Origin of the sequence: Nocardia sp. NBC_00416 (assembly GCF_036032445.1) — a bacterium.
In the GTDB taxonomy this organism is placed as follows: Bacteria; Actinomycetota; Actinomycetes; order Mycobacteriales; family Mycobacteriaceae; genus Nocardia.
The window spans coordinates 2,722,258-2,741,103 of the sequence record NZ_CP107932.1; the positions used below are offsets into that span (position 1 = coordinate 2,722,258).

Consider the following 18,846-nt stretch of genomic DNA (forward strand, 5'->3'; position numbering starts at 1 on the left):
CCGGATCTTTTTCTTCCACAACATCATCGGGCGAGTTCGATGTACCACGCGATTTTTCCACGAGCTCGCCACAGCGCGCGCCCAACGGTGGGAAGATCTTGCGCTGAACTCGTCACTGTCGGAGCTGAAGTGGTGGGCGGTCGCCGCGCACACCGGCAACCACGACTGTGGCGACCCGCGGCGCGAGCTCTACCCGCCGAACAGGGCCGAGCCCCAATAGTCCTGAGATCCCAGCCCGCCGGGACACGCGAAAACCGCCGACCCGACGTGTTGGATGTACTCGTTGAGCGCGTCGTTGCGGGCCAGGTTGTTCTGCATGGGTACGAACTGGGTGAGCGGGTTGCGACAGTAGGCGATGAAGAACAAACCGGCGTCGAGGTGGCCGAATCCGTCCGAGCCGTCGGTGAAGTTGTAGCCGCGGCGCAGGATCTCGATACCACCGAGTTCCTCGGCCGAGGCCAGCCGCACATGGGCGTCGGTGTCGACCAGCGGACCGGACGGGCCCGACGACTGCAGATCCAGCTCGTCGAACTCGTCGCGCCCGCCGAGGGGCGCGCCGCTGCCCTTCGTGCGACCGATCACCCGCTCCTGCTCGCGCAGGCTGGTGCGATCCCAGGGTTCGATGAGCATCCGGATACGACGTGCCACCAGATACGAGCCGCCCGACATCCACGCCTGATCGTCGCCGCGATCGACCCAGACGAACTTGTCGACGGCCTCGCGATCCTCGGCTCGGATATTGCGGGTGCCGTCCTTGAATCCGAGCAGGTTGCGCGGGGTCACCTGACCGGTAGTGGTCGAGGAGGTGCGCCCGAAACCCAGCTGCGACCAGCGCACCGACACCGTGCCGAACCCCGCGCGGGCCAGATTCCGAATCGCGTGGACCGCTACCTGCGGATCGTCGGCGCACGCCTGAACAGCGATATCGCCACCACTGCGACCGGGGTCGAGGGCGTCGCCGGTGAACCTCGGCAGATCGGTCAGCGCGGCGGGTCTGCGGGCGCCGATTCCGAACCGGTCGCGGCCCTGGGCGTCGGCGAACAGCGACGGTCCGAATCCGATCGTCAATGTCAACCGCGCCGGGGACAGGTCGAGCGCTTCGCCGGTATCGGTCGGCGGGTTGTAGGATCCCGCGCCGACCGCGCCGTCGATGAACGCCTCCCCGCCCTCGGTCATCCGCTCGGCCATCCCCGTCCAGGTCTGCAGCAGCTCGACCAGTTCGGCGCGGGAATCGGTGTGCACGTCGAATACCGCGAAGTGCAGCCGATCCTGCGCGGCTGTGACGATTCCGGCCTGGTGATCGCCGCGGAACGGCACGGTGTCCGGCGGTGCCGGTTCCGCAGCCGAGACACGGCCGGCCACCATACCGGCGCCGGCCGCGACGACACCGACTCCCGCCGACCCGATCAAACCGCGGCGGGTGATGCCGCCGCGGCCGCGTGGGGCGCGTGATTCACGATCCGGCGACAACGCCTTGTACCTGACTCACCACCGCGGACAGGGCGTCGATGCGACGCGAGAGCACCCCGCGCTGCGCGTCGCCGACAGTCTCGTAGCCGACGTACGCGTCCCCGTTGCGGTACTGCGCCAGTTCGCTGTCGAGTTCGGCGAAACGGCGGTCGATCTGGGCGCCGAGGTCGGCGTTGCGCTCATCGAGTACGGGGCGCAGACTCGCGATCGCCGCCTGGGAGCCGTCGACATTGGCCTGGAAATCCCAGAGATCGGTATGGGAGAAGGTGTCCTCTTCTCCAGTGATCTTGGTGCGCGCGATCTCGTCGAGCAGTGTCTGCGCACCCCCGGCCACCTGCACCGGATCGATCGAATAGTCCGCGGCGCTCACCCCGGCCACCAATTCCTCGATATCGGCGAGCAGCTGGTCGGCGATCCGGTTCGTATCCGGCTGCGGCCCCCGCGCCCACAGGTCCTTCTCCAGCCGATGGAATCCCGTCCATGCGTCGCCCGCGGCCAGATCGGCTTCGCGCAGGTCCAGCCGCGGATCCAGATCGTTCGGGAAGCTCTCCGCGACCGGTTCGATACGTTCGTAGTAGGTGCGGGTCAGCGGGTACTGCTTCTTCGCGGACGCGATATCACCGGCCTCGATCGCCGCGACGAACGTCTTCGCCGTTTCCTGCAACGCGGTCACCTGGCTGACCAGGTAACGCTTGTAGCCGTCCGCCGCTTCGGCCAGTTTCCCCGATTCGTCGCGCTGCTGCGCGGGACCGGTCACGGTGAAATCGTGGCGGATCCCGTCGCCGACCATGCCGGGTTTACAGGCCGTCTGATACGTGCCCGGGTCGGGCACCGCGACGATCAACTGCCGGGTCAGGCCGGGACCGATGTTCTCGACCTCGCCGATGACACGGTCCCCGGTTCCGTAGACATAGAACTCGCTGACCTTGCTGCCGTTGTTCGCGATCCGGAACGTCACCGTCCCCGTTTCGGCGGACTCGCGAGCGACCACGCACGAGGAATCGTCGGCGGTGACCGCGATATCACCCGCCGCCGAATCGGATTTACTCGTGCACGACGCCAGCAGCACCGGCAGGGTCAACGCGAGGCCGACCGAGATCATGGAATTACGCACGGAGAATGGACCTTTCGCTCACTACGGCGACGCCGCGGCAGATGTCGAGGATGGATTCCCCCCGGTCGGATCGGTAGCCCGCGCCGGTCGCAAGAACAGCGCCAGAACCACGATCACGTACAGGATCCACGCGGTGACCTGCAGGATCGTCGGGTCCGCACGGAAGTTGAAGATGCCCTGCGCGACGGTGCCGTACCAGCTCGACATCGAGAACCACGACGAGATGTCGAACGCGTGCCGCGACAGCCCGGGCAACCAGTCCGCTGTCTGCAGGGCGCGGACACCGTAGGCGAGGATTCCCGCGGCCACGATGATCAACAGTGCGCCGGTGAACGTGAAAAAGGTCGCGAAGTCGATCCGAACCGCGCCCCGATACATCGCCACCGTCACCACCGCGGCGGTCGCGATCCCCGCCAGCAACCCGATCAACGGCCATTGACCGCCGCTCGTGTTCTCCGCGTAACCGACCATCAACAGCGCGGTTTCGACACCTTCGCGCCCCACCGCGAGGAACGCCAGCGTCACCACCGCGGTCGGTCCGACGCTCAGCGCACGCGACAGCCCGGCCCGCAATTCCCCCGATATCGACCGGGCCGCCGAACGCATCCACAGCACCATCCAGGTGACGATCACGACAGCGGCCAGCGACGCGAGCCCGGAGATCAACTCCGCGGCCACGCCGGTCACGGTGGAGGTGCCGTAGTGGATGCCGGCGAAGATCGCCACGACCATCGCGACGGCGGCGCCGACTCCCACCGCCACCCACTTCAGCGACTCGCGGCGCTGCGACTTCACCAGGAAAGCGACCAGGATCATGACCACGATCCCGGTTTCGAGTCCCTCACGGACACCGATCAGGCCGCTCCCGAACAGCTGGGCCGCCACCGATGGCGCGTCGGAAGCGAACGCACGCTCGACCACATCCACTCCCACAACTAACTAAACCAAGCCTTACCAAATCTGGTGAATCGAACTCAGTCTTACACACGAGCGGCGACACCGGGAGCCCGTACCCGAGAAACCACCACGAAGCCACCGTCAGCGCGCTGACCTGCGAATCCACTACTGCGCAAACCGGACAAAAGGAAGGCTTTCCCCGGCTGTGCCGCCACCCGGCCGGACACATCGAAAGTGCGGCCGGCCGCGTGAGCCGACCTCCCGACCGCCTCGGTCCGGTTCCCTGCCGACCTCTCGACGGCCCCGCCCGGCGAGGTCCGCGCAACGCCTCGGCCCACGGCGGGAACTCGAGCCGATCGATGCCGATCGGGGTCCGCTCGCTCGCTTCGCGGGCGAGTCGCGATCGGGGCGGCCCGGGTTGCCGCGAGCCCGGGCGACCGGCGCCGCATCGTGAAATGCTTGTCGGATGGTCGAATTCGTCGAGGCGGTGCACCGGTGACCTCTGATGCGGAACTCGACCCCGCCGCGGTCGAGATCGGCAGCTTCTTCCCACAACCCCCGAATGCCGTCTGGCGGGCACTGACCGACCCGGATCGGCTCGAACAATGGCTGATGCGGTCGACCGGATTCGCTCCCGCGATCGGCACGCACTTCATTTTCGCGGTACCCACCCGGCCGGGCGGTGAGATCGCCTGCGAAGTCCTGGCGCTGCGGCCGGCCGAGCAGATCACCTTCACCTGGGTCGACCTGCGCGCGACGCACCCCGCACGGTGGGTGGTCGACTGGACGGTCAGCGCGCAGGGTCGCGGTACCCGGCTCCTACTGACGCAGACCGGGTTCGATATCGACAACCGCCGCCAGAAGATGGCCCGCAACGCCATGGAGCGCGGTTGGAAGGCGTCGCTCACCCGGTTACGCGAGATGCTCGACCGCGCGGAGCCGTGAAGCACGCCGATCAAGGGCAAGCGGGGTGGGTGGGCAGCCGCAACGGCTCACCAGGGGTGACGGTTCGGGGACCGTCCGGCGTATCGAAGGTGACGGCGGGACCGGCGAGAAGGGCAACGGTGGTGCCCTCGGACCGGATATCCACGGTCACGGTGGCGGCGCCGACGCGCAACCCGCGAACGGTCATTCCCTCGGCGAAACCGTCCGGCAGCATCGGGTCGAGTCGCGGAGCGCCGGCGGTCCATCGCAGCCCGGTGGGCCCGTACAGCAACGCATGCAGGAAACCGGCGGCGCCGGTGAGGAAGACCCATGCGGGCTGACCCGCGTTCCGCCCGGCGATATCCCCCGGGGCCTCCGCCTGGAAGTGGAACGGGCCTCTGCTGTAGGGGGCCACGGCGCGGTCGAGATACCGCTGGGTGGCGCAGCGGTCGTATCGAGCGGCGAGGATCGCGCCCACGCTGCTACTCATATTCGGACCATCGGGATCGGTGCGCGGGAAGTAGTAGTGCATGGTCGCCGCGGGCGAATAGTCCGGCGCGGAATGGGTGTACGGATAGCTGAGCAGTACGACGTCGGCCTGTTTGATCTGCTGGCCGCCGTATCCCAGGTATTCGGTGGGCACGCCGGGGGCGATATCACCGGGCAGGGACATATGGTCGGCGATATCGGCCCAGCGCGGATCGACGGGACGGCCGGTGAGTTCCGCGGCGGCACGCGCGAGGCGCATGGTGTTGACGATGCCCACATTGGTGAGGGTGTGGTCGACGGTCGCGATGGCGTATTCGTCGGCGCCGGTGGCGGGGGCGAAATGATATTTCCCGTCCGGGAATCGCGGCCCGGTACGGGCGACGAGGTAATCGGCGATCGCGGTGATGACCGGCGCGCCGGAGGTGCGCAGCCACTCGTCGTCCCCGGTGGCCCGATAGTAGAACCACTGGGCGAGCGCTATCTCGTTCTCCAGATGAGTCTGATCCAGACCGCATTTGAGCGGCGTGAGGCAGTTCTGGTCCGGGCCGTTGTTCCAGGGATAGAGTGCACCGGGCATCCCGAAAGCCCGGGCGTTGGCCAATGCCCGGGGTAGCGCGGCGACACGCATGTCGACCACGGTCCGGGCCAGCTCGGGATGCAGCGCGAGCAAGGCCGGGAATATCCAGGTGTCGGCGTCCCAGAAGATCATGCCGGCGTAGTCGTCGGAGGACAGTCCCGCCGGCGGAATCGACCACCGCTGTCCCGGGCGCACGCTGGCGAGCACCGAGTACAGGGCGGCCCTGATCCAGGTCCGGTAGTCCGGGCGACCCGGGATCTCGATCGACGGCTGCCAGAGCCGCTGCCAGTCGGCGGCATGCTCGGCGTACAGGGTGTCGAAACCGGCGGCCAGTCCCGCTTCCGACGCCGCACGGGCCGCGGCGGTCGGATCCCGGCTATCGGCAGTGGACGCCAGCCCGACGTACTTGGTGAATGTGGACGCCCGGCCGGCGATGACAGGCTCGGTCACCCGCAGACCCGCGGTGCTGCCCGAGCTCGGCACCGGCTCGGCCGGCGCGCCGCCCGGTGTCCGGAAGGCCGACACCTCGTAGGCGGTGCCGACGTCGTTGCGGGCCCGCACGCCGACCGTCGTCCGATAACCGGCCGGGTCGGATTCGGCGGCCAGCGGTGTCGTCCGCCGGGCCGCCGCCCCGTCGAGCAGGTCGGTGACACCGACGGTACCGGTGAAATGCGGTGTCAAGGTGAGGCGTTGGACGCCGAGGTTCGGCCGGGCGCGGGACAGGAACGTCTGGAACAGCAGGTCGATCCGCCGACCGGAGTCCGGAGTCCAGGTGACGGCGGTGGTGACGGTCGCGGCGCGGTAGTCCAAGGTCTGCCGATACCCGGAGAGCGTGGCGGGATCGACACCAGGGGCATAGCTGTGCTCGCCCACGGATACGGTCAGGCCCGTCCAGGCCGGAAGTGCCGCGATCACCTGGTCGAAGGTGAGTCCGTCACCGGTGCGCGCATAGAATCCCGCGGCGAACGTACCGGTGTAGCGGGGCTCCAGGAGCGGCCACGAGGTCCGGTCGCCGGACCCGTAATCCTGGTAGCCCGCCCCGGTCGGCGGAACTACGGTCCCGAAGGCGCCGTTGCCCAGATACGGCGCCCGCCGATGATCGTCGGGTACGAACTCCGGGGACACCGCGATCCATCCGTCGTCGGCGGCGACGGATGGATCGGCGATCGTCTGCGCGGGGGCCAGCAGTGCCGCCAGCGCCACACTCGCGAGGAGCAGGATCGTGACACGCATTCGTGCAAGATAGCCTGATCATCGACCATTTCCGGCGAGCTCGAACGGTTGTCGGCGCGCCGTGACAGATCATGTTTCCCGCCGGCCGGGCGGGGCAACCGGTCACCATGAATGCCGAGAACCGGAGTACCGGGAGCCCGCTGCCGGAGCCGCACACACAGGTCACGCCCGGCGATCTGCGCCGGCTGCTCGAAATGAACGGCCCGGAGGCCACACTGGTGCTCACGGCCGGCCGGATAGAGATCAATACCGGCCCCGAGGACGCGGCTGAGGGGTTGCCGGTCATCACCCGCACCGCCCTGACCGACCGGATCGGGGCCGAACCCGAGGACGGCGCGCTCACCCTGCAAGCCGCCGAGCTGAACACCGAGATCCGGCTGCTGGGCTCCTGACCGCGCGGTACCGCACCGGGTCCGCCGCCGGAGACACTGCGGTCGCGCCCCGTCAGTCCCCGGGGTCCACCCGCACCAGCGCGGTCAGCGGTAACGAGAACGGATAGCTACCGGGCGCGTCGCCGACGGCCTCGATCACCGCCCGGCCCTCGTCCGGGTCGACCTCGCGCACGAGGAAGACCGAACGGCCGGACGCACCGATTCGCACCGTGTCACCGACCTCGATCACCCGCGCAGCCTGCGGCACGACCACCGGCCACCGCTTCACCCCTGGCGGGTGAACCCGCATTTTCGCCGAATCGCGCGCACGACATGCCATTAGCCGAAGTAATGGTTAGGCTGCCTTCCGTACAAACCGGCCGGTTGGATGCAGGCCGGACGGCGCGCCCCGAGGTGAACAATGCACGATCTGTCCCATCCCGCTCTGGTCTCCGCACAGCGGCCGGCCACCGTGCGGAGAACATCACTCCTGGCGGCCGCGCTGCTGACGGCCGTCGCCTTCGGTGGCGCACCGGCGGCCGCGGACTACGACAAACCCGGATCGTGCCGGGAGGTTTCGCTTCCGGTGTCCGTCGTCGAGGGCGGACCCGCCGACAACACGGTGGCCGCGACCTTCTGCACACCACAGCAGTGGGCCGACGGCGCTCATCAGGCCGACGTGCTGGTCGCGGGCGCGACATACAACCGCGAGTACTGGGACTCCTCGTTCGATCCGGAAACGTACTCCTATGTCGACGACACCCTGGCCGCCGGCCGCGCGACCTTCAATTTCGACCGCCTCGGCACCGGTGCCAGCACCCGGCCGCCCAGCCAGAGCCTGACGGTCTCGAGCGATGCCTTCGTCCTGCACCAACTCATCGATTGGGTGCACCGGCAGGACTTGGACCACGTGAACGCCGTCGGTCATTCGCTCGGCTCGGTGACCCTGACCAACGAGGCATCGCGCTGGCACGACCTGGATCGGGTGATCCTCACCGGCGCCATCCACCTGCCCGCAGTCGGATTGGACGCCAGCAGTTTCTTCGCCGGCCTGTATCCGGCGAACCTCGACCCGATCGCCGAGGGACGCGACACCGACTCCGGCTACCTCACCACCCAGCCGGGTCGCCGCGGGGCCGCCTTCTACAACCTCGAGACGGCCGATCCCGCGGTCATCGACCACGACGAGCGCACGAAAGATGTCACCACGGTCGGCGAGGTCGGCGAGTCGATGAGCACGCTGCTCGGTCCGGCGCCGGTGAACCCCAGCCGATCCATCACCTCCCGGGTCCTGGTGGTGATGGGCGCCGAGGACGATATCTTCTGCAACTTCATGATCAGCTGCCGCGACGTCGGCGCCATCGCCGCCAACGAGGCTCCCTACTACAGCGGCGCCGCTGATTTCGACACACTGGTCGCGCCCGGGGTCGCCCACAACCTCACGCTGCACCCGAGCGCACCGCAGACCTTCCGGGCCATCGATCACTGGATGAACACCGGCAACGTCTGACCGGCGGCCCGGTTTCCGGCGCATCCGAAACCCGCGACCTCTCGGAAAGTCAAGCCGGGTGGCCGGGTTCGAGGGTGGCGACGTGCCGATAGCGCAGGACGGCAGGCGCGGACCCGGGGGCGTCACCGCCTTCGGGGGCCAGCACGAGACCGATGTGATCGCCGAATTCGTGGCGGGCGAGGATACGACCGCAGAACCAGGCGACGGCGTCGAGCAGAACCGGCACGCCGTGCGGGCCCGGGCGCCAACGGCACCGGGCGAACTTGTCGATCTCGTCGCCGGTTTCACCACCGAACAATTCGGCGAGGGCCGTATCGTCCGCACCGATCAGGTGCACGCCGACGAAATCCGCGCCGGGCGCGACACGGTAGGTGTGGTTGGTCTCGGACAGGCAGACCAGGAACCGCGGTGGCTCGATCCCGACCTGGGACGCGAACCCCACCAGACATCCGGCGCGCTCGTCGCCGGCGGCCAGGGTGACCAGGAAAGCCGCCGCGTCGGCGGCGGCGACCAGGTTGTCGAACGCGTAGTGCTCGGAATCGGCCGGCATGCGCCGTGTATAGCAGGCCGGTGCGGTGCACGGGCGCCGGCGGCCCGACCGGTGCGTCAGTAGAAGACAGGCCCGGGGACACCGCCGCCCACCGCGACGGCGTCGCCGGTGATCGCGATGCTGCGCGGTGAGGCGAGGAAGGTCACCACATCGGCGACCTCCCGGGCGTCGATGATCCGGCCCACGGAGTTGCGGGCGAGGCCGGCCTCCAGATCGGCGACCGTCGCCCCGGACTCGCCTGCCTGCGCGGTCAAGCGCTGCGTGAGGCGTTCGGTCCTGGTCACACCCGGGTGGACGACGGTCACGTTCACGCCCTTGGGGCCGAGTTCGTCGGCCAGATTCTTGGTCAGCGCGGAAACGCTGATATTGCGCACCGTCTGCGCGATCGAGTTGGCCTGCCGGGCGCCGAGCCCGCTGATGTTGATGATCCGGCCCCAGCCCTGCGCGACGAAATGCGGGGCGACGGCCCGCGCGGTGCGCAGATACCCGAGAACCTTGATCTCGATCTCGCGCCGGACCACATCGTCGGTGGTATCGGCCAGATCCGCGGCCGATCCCGCGCTCCACGGGGTGGCGGCGGAGTTGACGAGGATATCGACGCCGCCCAATTCGGCGACCGTGCGCCGGACCAGCTCCCGCACCTGATCGTCGTCGCCCGTATCGGTCGGCACCCCGATCACCCGGCGACCCGTCTCCGCGGCCAGCGCACGCGCCGCGGCGTCGAGCGGTTCGACGGACCGCGCCGCCAGCACCACGTCCACGCCTTCGGCCGCGAGGCCGCGCGCTACCGCCAGCCCGATGCCTTTGCTGCCGCCCGTCACGATGGCCCGTTTTCCGCCCAGATTCAGATCCACACCCACCACGCTAACGAGCGGCCCGGCGCCGATCACGGATCCCGATCGGGCTGAACGGAACTCCACCGTTGTCCGGTGGCCGGCGCCGGCGGCGCTCCCGGGTCGGTGCGGCCCGGCGTCGCCGTATGTCCTGGGATCATCGGCGAGGCGCTCGGAATGCGCCGTCAATCGGCGTAGGAGCGGTTCTCCTGAACTCGCCGGGGCACACGAGGTTTCCCATTGCTATCCCTCATCTCTTGTAGAGAAACATTGCCGAGAGGCACCCCGGGACCCGTGCGGGACACGCTCCGGGATCGGCCGAGCCACGGCGTGAAGGCATAGATACCTGCGTGCGATCCCCCGGAAAGGCGGACCGGAGTTAACAATGAAGTCACCGGCGGATCACCCCGGGCAACGCGACGCATCGTCTACTGATGGCCGAGCCGGTTCACTGGTCGATACAGCACCGGTCCGGAAGTACACGAAGGCGAGGAAGACATGACAGAAGCGATCGCCGCGGCGGATACCGCCTGGACGGCCCGGCTCCCATCCGGGAGCCGGGCCGTTCACGCCTCCTCGTGGTTGTCCGGGTAGGCGGTCACCGCGAGGAACCGGATCGGCAGCCGGACCAGATCGTTCGGCCCGTGGATGCCCTCGCCGTCGAGCAGCAGCGAATCCCCCGGCCGCAGTGTGTACTGGGCGGAACCGTGCCCGTAGACCATCACCCCTTCCAGCATGTAGATCAGTTCGGTGCCCGCGTGCTGGAAACGCGGGAACACCTCGCTGGCACTGGTCAGCGTCACCAGGACCGGCTCCAGCCGCTTGTGCTGGCCGCGCAGCGCGCCGAGCAGCTCGTAGTGGTGCCCGATCCGGGTTCCGCGTCCCACGATCACCGCGCCCTGGCCGGCTGCCACGTACACGGCCTCACGCACGGTGTCCGCGTCGCGGAACAGCGAGGTGACCGGAACATCGAGGCCCGCCGCCAGCCGGGCCAGCGTGGACAGACTGCAGGAGGTCTGCGCGTTCTCGATCTTCGACAGCATGGCCTTCGAGATGCCGACCTTGACGGCCATCTCACCGACGGACAGACCGCTCGCCTTCCGCAACATCCGGACCTGGCGCGCGATGGCGGCTTCCAGATCGCCGCCGGTGGGCGGCTCACCGATCACCTCGCGTTGCACGGGGGCGGGATCGCCGGTGTCACGGTGGATCTGCGGGGCGCCGGGGTCGGGATCGGTCATCGACTCACTTTAGTCAATGTTTCCTACCAGTAGACAGACCGGCCTGCGAGACTTTTCCCGCACTGCCGCAGCGTGCGGTGTGGCCGGGTGACGAACCGAACACCCGGCCGTTGCGCGCACCGGGCCCGCGCGGCGTCCCGAAATCCCGTGGCGTCCGGTCGCACGGGCGAACTCTCACACCGACGGCGACGCGCCCGGCCGCCCCGAATCGGGCAGGTGCACGAGGATCAGCCCCACCGCCGCGATCAGGAAGTTCTGCAGCGCGGCCGACGACGCGTTCACGTCCTCGTTGGCCCACATCCGGAACCATTCGCCGCCGACGGTCAGGAACCCGCCGGCGAACAGCAGTACCGCCATGGTCCAGCCCAGACTCGACAGCGTCGCCGCGCGATCGGCGCCCGGACCCGCCGCGCCGGACCGCGTGGCCAGCGCGCGACCAGCAGCCCGCCGCGGCAGTTGGTGACCGCGACGAACAGGTAGTAGAAATCGGTGATCGCGGCGGCGAGCACGGCCACTGCCAGCTGTCGGCTTCCGAACACCGCGAACAAGCCGGATCGACCCGAAAATATCTCTTTCCCTGGCGTTTTCACACACGCATTCGTCTCATACCCACTGTCGCCGCGCCACCGGAAGCGCGGCAGACACGGACGGAGGCACCGCGCGACAGACACGAGATCCAGGGTCGCGTGATGGAGGGAGCACCCGACCGGGACATGATCGGGCAGGTGGACGACGAGACATTCGGCCGCCTGGTCCATCTCCGTGTCGAAGTGCAACATCTGATCCGGCTGCCGGACTCGGGCGCGGTGATGCTCCTGATCCGCAGCTATCTGCTGCCGCTGGCGGAGCTGGCCACCGTCGACCTCTGGCGCGCGCGGACTGCGGCGGTCCTCGCCGAACTTCCCGACGATGTGGCCGAGTACAAGGGAATCGGCAAATACCGTGCGCGCGCCGCCGCCTGGCTGCGCTCACCCGGTGCGACCGGGTGAGCGAAACGACCCCGGCCACAGGCTCCGGCCGCATCGCCGACCGCCGGACTCAGGCCGCCGAGGTGACCGACTCGGCGTGCTCGGGATCGCCGAGAGCCTGCTCCCGCAGGGTCCGCAACGTTTTCGCCAGAATTCTGGACACCTGCATCTGCGAGATGTCGAGCCGCTCGGCGATCTGGACCTGGGTCATGTTCCCGAAAAACCGCCAGACCAGCACCTGCCGCTCCCGCTGCGGCAGTTTCTCGATCAGCGGGCGCAGGGTCATAGCGTCCTCGAGCAGCTGATAACAGGGTTCCACGCTGCCCAGCCGGGCCAGTACCGCCGGCGGCGAGGTGTCGTCGTCCTGGTCGTTGGCGGTGGCGTCGAGGGAATTGCTCGTATGCCCGTTGCCGGCGATGAGCGCCCTGGTGACATCGGTCAATTCGACGTCGAGTTCGGCGGCGATCTCCCGCGCGGTGGGCATCCGCCCGATGCGCTGGTACAGCGCTTCGGTGGCCGGGCCGATCCGCAGATGCAGTTCCTTCGTGCTGCGCGGCACCCGCACGGCCCAGGTGTGATCGCGGAAGTGGCGGCGGACCTCACCCATGATGGTGGGAATGGCGAAGGACAGGAACGAGCTGCCGCGCGACTGGTCGAAACGGTCCACGGCCTGCACCAGCCCCAGCCGGGCGATCTGGAGCAGGTCGTCGAAGGTTTCGCCGCGACCCGCGAAGCGGCGCGCGATATGTTCGGCCAGCGGCAGGCACCGGTGCACGATCTGCTCGCGCACCTCCCGCCGCCGTAGATCGTCCGGTTCCAGAGCCGCGAGTTCGGTGAACAGCGGTTCGATATTGTCGTAGCTGTCACCGGCACCGTGCGCCTGGCCGGAACGCCGCGAACCGATTTCCTCGGTGCGGTGATCGGTTGGGACTGTGGTCGTTTCGTTCACCGGATGCTCCTAGCGTCTTCCCGGACGGGTCGATGTACAAGACATACCCACCGTCGGCGGTGATCGAAACGTAATCTGAAAAAGCGGTGTGTACATCTGGCCCAGCGGCGGCGAAGGAGCCGCCGGGACACGCTGCGACGCAGCGCGTCCCGGTGGACCTAGGGCGCCGGTGGCGCGACGGTGTTCGTGCAGAAGGGCTGACACGGGCCCGGGGTCGGGGTCACCTGCGCCGGCTCGTCACCGAAATCCGCTGTGCTCACCAGCACCATCACCACCAGCGCACCCCCGACGACCAGCCCGAAGATCAGCAGAGTGGGCCACAGCCAGGTTCGCATGGGATTCTCCTCCACCAGTGGCACCACCGGCATCGCCGTATCGGCCGGGTTCATCAATTCCGTCGGGTCCACCGGATTCGCCGGGTTGACCGGGCTCGCCGGGTCCAGCGGGTCCGCCGGGTTGAACGGACTCACCGCTTCCACTGGGGCACTGTCGTCCTCGCCCTTCACACGCCACCTCCACTGGGTCTCGCCGACCGGATACCCGGAAATCGAAGGCATTCACGCGCCCGGCGCGGGTTGTCCCGCCCGCGCGCCACGCTCGCGCGCAGACACACCGGCCCATCCACCCGAACACGCAACTAATGGTTGCGTGAATCGACCGCCGGGACTACCGTGACAAGCAACCGAACATTGCACAAGGAGGACTCCGATGGAGTACGGCAGCATCGAACGCGAAATCCACGTGGACGCCTCACCCGAGGTGGTCTTCGAGGTGGTCAGCAGCCCGGAGCACATTTCACAGTGGTGGACCGACGACGCCTCTTTCGAACCGAGCGCCGGGGCCGTGGGCGAATTCGTCTGGGGTGAAAGGGAACAGGTGACGCCGATGACCGTCGTGACCGCCGACCCACCCCGTCTCTTCTCGTTCCGCTGGTGCTACCCCGGCGCCACCGTCGACCACACCGCCGGTTCACTCCTGGTCACCTTGGAACTCGTACCGACCGGAACCGGGACCACGATCCGGCTCACCGAGACCGGGTTCCGGGAGATGGGCTGGGAGGCGGCGAAACTGGAACTGGAGTACCGGGAGCACACCGGCGGCTGGGACCACTGCATCCCACGGCTCGCCGAATACGTCACGCGGCTGGTCGCCGCGCCGTGACCACCGCTGTCGACGACGAGCTGTGGTCCGCGGTCGGCGATCCGACCCGCCGCCGGATGCTGGACCTGCTGCTCGCCGCCGGCGACGGCACGGCCACCACCCTCAGCGAACAGCTGCCCGTGACCCGGCAGGCTGTCGCGAAACATCTGGGCGTACTCGACCGGGTCGGCCTGGTGCACGCGACACCCGCCGGACGCGAACGGCGATACCGGGTGGACGAGGCCCAACTCGCGCGTGCCGTCGCTCAGTTGTCGTCGGTGGGGGCGGCCTGGGATGCCCGGCTGCGGCGGATCAAGCGGATCGCCGAGGCGATCCAGCGGACGCAGGACCGACACGGCATTCGATAACGCAGCGCATCCGCGGCCCCGCAGCTCAGGGCATCCGCCGCCGCGCTCGCTCCCATTCGAGCGCGGCGGTGCGGACCGCGTCCCGGGCGGCACGATCGGCATTGCGCGCGAACCGGTGCCGGGCTTCGACCGCGGCGATCTCGCTACGGAGTTCCTCGATCCGCGCTTCGGTGGCCCGCACCTGTTCGGCGGCCTCCCGAGCCTGCGCTTCGGCGATATCGAGCGCGGCGCGTGCGGCCGTCACGACCGCCTGCGCTTCCTCCCGCGCGCGCCGCGCCGCCGCCTCGCCGGACGCTCGGCGATCGGCCTCCGGTTCCGCGGACTTGCGCGCACGTTTCACCTCGCGCGCCGCGGCGCCCGAGGCCTCCCGCACCACCATGAGATCCGGCTCCACCGGGCCGAATCCCGCATAGTTCTGCGCGGTCGTCAGCGTCCCGGTCCGGACCTGCTCGGCGATCCCGGGGTCGGCCAGCGCGGCGCTCAGCGTCTCGCTCACCTGGCGCACTACCGCCTCCGAGACAGGCTGCCCCTGCTCGGCGGCCACTTCGCCCGCTCGAGCGGCCAGCGCGTCGACCACGTGCCGGCGCTGCCGGGTGAGCGCGCGCAATCGTTGGCCCGACAGTTCCCGCTGCGCCGTCCGCAGGTCGGTGCCGAGTCGCAGCAGCGCGTCCACCTCGCCCGGCGCCGCGCGCGCGAGCATGTTCACCGCCCAGGCGGCCCTCGTGGGTTTGCGCAGGGCCGTGATCGCGGCCGCCAGCGCACGATCACCGGACTCCTCGGCGTCGTGCGCCCGCGCGGCGCGGGCGGCGACGAAATCCGCGGGTGCCAGCGCGTACAGGTCCGCGGCCACCTCGCCCAGGCTCATACGCCCGAGCCTAGCGACGCCGCCCGTCGTCACCGCGCAGGCGAGCCCGATGACCGGTGCGGGCACAAGGCCGGCGCACGGCCGTATTCCGGCACCGGCCACCCCGCTGACGCGCCCGATCCAGGACGGCAGTACCGGTGGTACGACCGTTGTGATCAGCGTGGTTCGATGGGTACTCCCCGAGCGGCGGCAGCCGTATGTTCGCCGAGAAATACCGCGACATCGATGGTTTCGGTGTGGCTCGCTGCTGTGCTCGACGGAGGTATCACGATGACCGCACCCCTGCAGTTCTCCGCGTTCGTCATGAACACCACGTCACATATCCTGCACGGCGCGTGGCGACTGCCCGAGGCGCGGCAGACCGAGTTCAACTCACTCGACCACTGGGTCGCCTTGGCGCAGACATTGGAGCGCGGCGGATTCGACTACATCTTCTTCGCCGATGTGGTCGGGCTCTATGACGACTATCGCGGCTCATGGCGCAAATTCGTGGCAAATTCGTGGACAGCGGGCTGCAGATCCCCAGCAACGACCCCACCGTGCTGGCGTCGGCGCTCGCCTACGCCACCGAACATATCGGCATCGTGGTGACCAGCTCCATCCTGCAGTCGCATCCTTTCGATTTCGCCCGCAAGATCTCCACCCTCGATCACGCCACCAAAGGCAGGATCGGGTGGAATATCGTCACCAGCCTGTCCCACAACGCCTGGCGTAATTTCGGATTCGACGAGATCACCGCGCACGACGACCGGTACCGGTGGGCCGAGGAGTACGTCGAGGTCGTCTACAAGCTCTGGGAGGGATCCTGGGACGAGGACGCGCTCATCCAGGACAAGGAATCCGGAGTACACGCCGATTTCGACAAGGTGCACAAGATCCGCCACGACGGTAAGCGCTACCGGGTGGAGGGGCCGCATCTGGTGGCGCCCTCCCCGCAGCGCACCCCGTTGCTGTTCCAGGCGGGGTCGTCGGCCACCGGGCGCCGCTTCGCCGCCCGTAACGCCGAGGGCCAGTTCATCGTCTCGCCCACGCCGGAGGCCGCGAGATCACTGATCACCGACACTCGGCGGCTCGTCGCCGAGGCAGGCCGCGACCCCCACGATCTGAAGTTCTTCCAAGGGCTGTCGTTCGTCATCGGGAGCACCGAGGACGAGGCCCGGCGCAAGGCCGCCGAACTCGACGAGGTGATCGACCCGACCACCATCATCGCGCACGCCGCGGGCGGGCTCGGGCACGATCTCGGCTTCTACGACCTGGACACACCGATCGGCGATATCGAGACCGAAGGCACCCGCAGCACGCTCGCCTGGCTGCACGAGGCCGTCCCGGACCGGGAGCCGACGGTGCGCGATCTCGCCCGGATGCGCAGCCGCTACGGCCGCGTCGTCGGCACCCCCGAACAGATCGCCGACCGGCTGGAGGTCTGGCGGGCGGCCGGTATCGACGGGGTCAATGTCACCAACGCGACCATCCCCGGAAGCTACGTCGAATTCATCGACCACGTGCTGCCGGTGCTGCGCGCCCGCGGCCTCGCCGCGACCGAATACGCCGCGGGCACCTCCCGGCGTAAAGCCACCGGCCGTGACCGGCTGCCCGACACCCACCCGGCCGCCGCCTACCGGGGCGCCTTCACCCATCGGTGAGTCACGGCGGACCCGGCTGTCTCGATCACGTCATATTCGCGTGGTGTTCCGTTCATCGAGCGCTCATCTGATGGAAAACTGGTGGGATGGGTGCCCCCACTACCGAGGCGCCGATCAGGCAACAGCCTCGCTGGTTGCTGCGCAGCGGCGTGTGGTCGGTCTACCTGCTGGCGCTGGCGGTGGTCACTGTCCTGTTCGGACTCCCGACCGACCGGATCTACCAGGCGATATGGATCGTCGCCGGGATCGCCGCCTTCACGCCCGACCGGCCGTGGCGCGATCAGTTGCGCATCCTGGTCGATTGGGTTCCGCTCATCGCCGCGCTGGTCGTCTACGACCACACCCGCGGCATCGCCAACACGGTGGGGATGCCGGTCCGGGTACAGGAGCTCGTCTCGGTGGAGAGCTGGTTGTTCGGTGGGACCGTGCCGACCGTGTGGTTACAGGAGCACCTGATACACGACGGCGAACAACCTTGGTGGACCGTGCTCACCGGCCTCGTCTACACCAGTCATTTCATCGTGCCCTGGCTGATCGCGGGGATCTTCTACGTGCAGTCGCGTGAGCGCTGGGCGAAATATATGCGGCGCATCGTGCTGCTCTCCTATCTCGGCCTGGTGACCTACGTCCTGCTGCCCGCGGCGCCCCCGTGGTACGCCGCCCGCGCCGAGGTCATCCACGCCGACATCCACCGGGGCACCGGATTCGGATTCGGCCTGATGCCGGTCGATATCGGCGGGGACTGGCTGGCCGCGCAGGGCAATCCGGTCGCCGCGCTGCCGTCGCTGCACGCGGCATTCGCGCTGCTGGTCACCATCTCGCTGTGGCCGCTGGCCCGGCATTGGTGGTGGAAGGCACTGCTGGCCCTCTTCCCGTTGGCGATGGCCTTCACCCTGGTCTACGGCGGCGAGCACTATGTGATCGATGTGCTGTCGGGCTGGGCCTATGTCGGACTGACCATCCTGCTCGCCCGGGCGTGGGAACGCCGGCGACAACCCGCGAAACCCCAACCCGATCCGGTTCCGTAGCCGGAGTCGCCGAATGGACGCCCGGCCCGGCGTCCGGCGGCGACCACGGGCGCGCGCTCACTCCGGTTCCGGGCGTCGTCCCGCGGCCCAGGGCGCGAGCAGCAGCAAGCACGCGCGGCGCATATCGGCCGCCGCCTCGGACGCACCCAGTTGACCGGCCGTGGCCCAGGTCAGGATGCCGTAGGCGCATTGCTCGGCCAGCCGGGCGAGCTGTAGGTCCGCGGCGTCCGGCTCGGCGATACCGGCGACGGCGAGGATGCGATCGCGCAGGGTGGTGTCGACGGCGACTGTTCCGGCCGAACGCACCGCGTTGGCCGATACCAGCATGGCCCGGCCCAGCAGCGGATACCGGAGTAGCCGCCCGACCGCGTCTTCCAGGAAATCCGCGACCGCGAGAACCGGGTCGGCCGCAGCACCCGGCCGGTCCGGGAGATCGGTGACCGCGGCCCCCAGCACGCCGGAATAGAGGTGGTGTTTGGACGGGTAGTAGCGGTACAGCGTGCCCAGCGCCACCCCGGCCGCCGCGGCGATATCCGACATCTGCACCCGTTCGAGGCCGTGCTCGGCCCCGAGCCGCGCCGCCGCGCGCTGAATCGCTCGCCGCCGGGCGTGCTGACTCGTCGTACTCGGTCGCCCCGGCTCGCGCGGCTCCGCTATCCGCGGCACTGTCCACCTC

General features: G+C 68.7%; 19 protein-coding genes and 2 pseudogenes. 8 read left to right on the forward strand and 13 right to left on the reverse strand.

Translation table 11 applies throughout. From position 1 onward, the window contains the following. Positions 1-189: 189 nt before the first annotated feature. From efeB to efeU, 3 genes are read right to left on the reverse strand one after another with little or no spacing between them, the layout of a single operon-like run. Entirely contained in the window at positions 190-1,470 is a 1,281-nt protein-coding gene (gene efeB / locus OG804_RS11135) for an iron uptake transporter deferrochelatase/peroxidase subunit (RefSeq protein WP_328396573.1), read from the reverse strand. Beyond that, positions 1,454-2,572 carry an iron uptake system protein EfeO gene (efeO, locus tag OG804_RS11140; RefSeq protein WP_442941870.1) on the reverse strand — a complete coding sequence of 373 codons (1,119 nt, stop codon included), beginning with the start codon at positions 2,570-2,572 and terminating at the stop codon, positions 1,454-1,456. Before efeO ends, efeB begins: the two co-directional genes overlap by 17 nt. Before the next feature lie 33 nt (positions 2,573-2,605). Then, entirely contained in the window at positions 2,606-3,505 is a 900-nt protein-coding gene (efeU, locus tag OG804_RS11145) for an iron uptake transporter permease EfeU (RefSeq protein ID WP_328396577.1), read from the reverse strand. A gap of 471 nt (positions 3,506-3,976) precedes the next feature. Here efeU and OG804_RS11150 point away from each other — a divergent pair, with 471 nt between their 5' ends. Then, positions 3,977-4,426, forward strand: coding sequence for an SRPBCC family protein (locus OG804_RS11150; protein ID WP_328396579.1), 450 nt, complete (start codon positions 3,977-3,979; stop codon positions 4,424-4,426). 10 nt (positions 4,427-4,436) lie between these two features. Here the strand turns inward: OG804_RS11150 and OG804_RS11155 are convergent, their stop codons facing one another. After that, the gene (locus tag OG804_RS11155; protein ID WP_328396582.1) at positions 4,437-6,704 is read right to left on the reverse strand and encodes a haloacid dehalogenase; all 2,268 of its coding nucleotides are present in this window, start codon (positions 6,702-6,704) and stop codon (positions 4,437-4,439) included. Between the two features lie 107 nt (positions 6,705-6,811). On the opposite strand from OG804_RS11155, the gene OG804_RS11160 reads away from it, so the two are divergent. Next, a complete protein-coding gene (locus tag OG804_RS11160; RefSeq protein WP_328396584.1) occupies positions 6,812-7,096 on the forward strand; it encodes a hypothetical protein in 285 nt (94 codons plus the stop codon). Positions 7,097-7,148: 52 nt separating this feature from the next. On the opposite strand, the gene OG804_RS11165 is transcribed toward OG804_RS11160, so the two are convergent. After that, positions 7,149-7,364, reverse strand: coding sequence for a hypothetical protein (locus tag OG804_RS11165; protein WP_328396585.1), 216 nt, complete (start codon positions 7,362-7,364; stop codon positions 7,149-7,151). A 132-nt stretch (positions 7,365-7,496) separates the two neighbouring features. On the opposite strand from OG804_RS11165, the gene OG804_RS11170 reads away from it, so the two are divergent. Then, positions 7,497-8,585: an alpha/beta fold hydrolase gene (locus OG804_RS11170; RefSeq protein WP_328396587.1), complete on the forward strand. Its 1,089-nt coding sequence runs from the start codon at positions 7,497-7,499 to the stop codon at positions 8,583-8,585. 49 nt (positions 8,586-8,634) lie between these two features. Here OG804_RS11170 and OG804_RS11175 read toward each other — a convergent pair whose 3' ends face one another. The 4 genes from OG804_RS11175 to OG804_RS11190 all read right to left on the reverse strand — a co-directional run bounded on the left by OG804_RS11175 (position 8,635) and on the right by OG804_RS11190 (position 11,803). After that, complete coding sequence (locus tag OG804_RS11175) at positions 8,635-9,135, reverse strand: flavin reductase family protein (protein WP_328396589.1); 501 nt, start codon at positions 9,133-9,135, stop codon at positions 8,635-8,637. A 56-nt stretch (positions 9,136-9,191) separates the two neighbouring features. Next, positions 9,192-9,989 carry an SDR family NAD(P)-dependent oxidoreductase gene (locus OG804_RS11180; RefSeq protein WP_328396591.1) on the reverse strand — a complete coding sequence of 266 codons (798 nt, stop codon included), beginning with the start codon at positions 9,987-9,989 and terminating at the stop codon, positions 9,192-9,194. Positions 9,990-10,534: 545 nt separating this feature from the next. After that, complete coding sequence (locus OG804_RS11185; protein WP_328396593.1) at positions 10,535-11,209, reverse strand: helix-turn-helix domain-containing protein; 675 nt, start codon at positions 11,207-11,209, stop codon at positions 10,535-10,537. 174 nt (positions 11,210-11,383) lie between these two features. After that, on the reverse strand, positions 11,384-11,803 hold the full coding sequence (locus OG804_RS11190) for a DUF2165 family protein (protein WP_328396595.1): 420 nt from the start codon (positions 11,801-11,803) through the stop codon (positions 11,384-11,386). 89 nt (positions 11,804-11,892) lie between these two features. Here OG804_RS11190 and OG804_RS11195 point away from each other — a divergent pair. Continuing rightward, a pseudogene (locus OG804_RS11195) lies at positions 11,893-12,180 on the forward strand (heme-dependent oxidative N-demethylase subunit alpha family protein); the annotation flags it as partial. 67 nt (positions 12,181-12,247) lie between these two features. On the opposite strand, the gene OG804_RS11200 reads toward OG804_RS11195, so the two are convergent. Beyond that, entirely contained in the window at positions 12,248-13,126 is an 879-nt protein-coding gene (locus OG804_RS11200; RefSeq protein ID WP_442941793.1) for a SigB/SigF/SigG family RNA polymerase sigma factor, read from the reverse strand. Positions 13,127-13,284: 158 nt separating this feature from the next. Then, positions 13,285-13,632: a hypothetical protein gene (locus OG804_RS11205; RefSeq protein WP_328396597.1), complete on the reverse strand. Its 348-nt coding sequence runs from the start codon at positions 13,630-13,632 to the stop codon at positions 13,285-13,287. A gap of 202 nt (positions 13,633-13,834) precedes the next feature. Between OG804_RS11205 and OG804_RS11210 the strand changes: the two genes are divergently transcribed. Then, complete coding sequence (locus OG804_RS11210; protein ID WP_328396599.1) at positions 13,835-14,287, forward strand: SRPBCC domain-containing protein; 453 nt, start codon at positions 13,835-13,837, stop codon at positions 14,285-14,287. Beyond that, a complete protein-coding gene (locus tag OG804_RS11215; protein ID WP_328396601.1) occupies positions 14,284-14,634 on the forward strand; it encodes an ArsR/SmtB family transcription factor in 351 nt (116 codons plus the stop codon). Before OG804_RS11210 ends, OG804_RS11215 begins: the two co-directional genes overlap by 4 nt. Positions 14,635-14,659: 25 nt before the next feature. Here the strand turns inward: OG804_RS11215 and OG804_RS11220 are convergent, their stop codons facing one another. Next, a complete protein-coding gene (locus tag OG804_RS11220) occupies positions 14,660-15,499 on the reverse strand; it encodes a hypothetical protein (protein WP_328396603.1) in 840 nt (279 codons plus the stop codon). A gap of 270 nt (positions 15,500-15,769) precedes the next feature. Here OG804_RS11220 and OG804_RS11225 point away from each other — a divergent pair. Then, positions 15,770-17,142, forward strand: a pseudogene (locus OG804_RS11225) (LLM class flavin-dependent oxidoreductase). A gap of 86 nt (positions 17,143-17,228) precedes the next feature. Further along, positions 17,229-18,170 carry a phosphatase PAP2 family protein gene (locus tag OG804_RS11230; protein ID WP_442941795.1) on the forward strand — a complete coding sequence of 314 codons (942 nt, stop codon included), beginning with the start codon at positions 17,229-17,231 and terminating at the stop codon, positions 18,168-18,170. A gap of 57 nt (positions 18,171-18,227) precedes the next feature. Here OG804_RS11230 and OG804_RS11235 read toward each other — a convergent pair whose 3' ends face one another. Next, on the reverse strand, positions 18,228-18,836 hold the full coding sequence (locus OG804_RS11235; RefSeq protein ID WP_328396605.1) for a TetR family transcriptional regulator: 609 nt from the start codon (positions 18,834-18,836) through the stop codon (positions 18,228-18,230). Positions 18,837-18,846 lie beyond the last annotated feature (10 nt).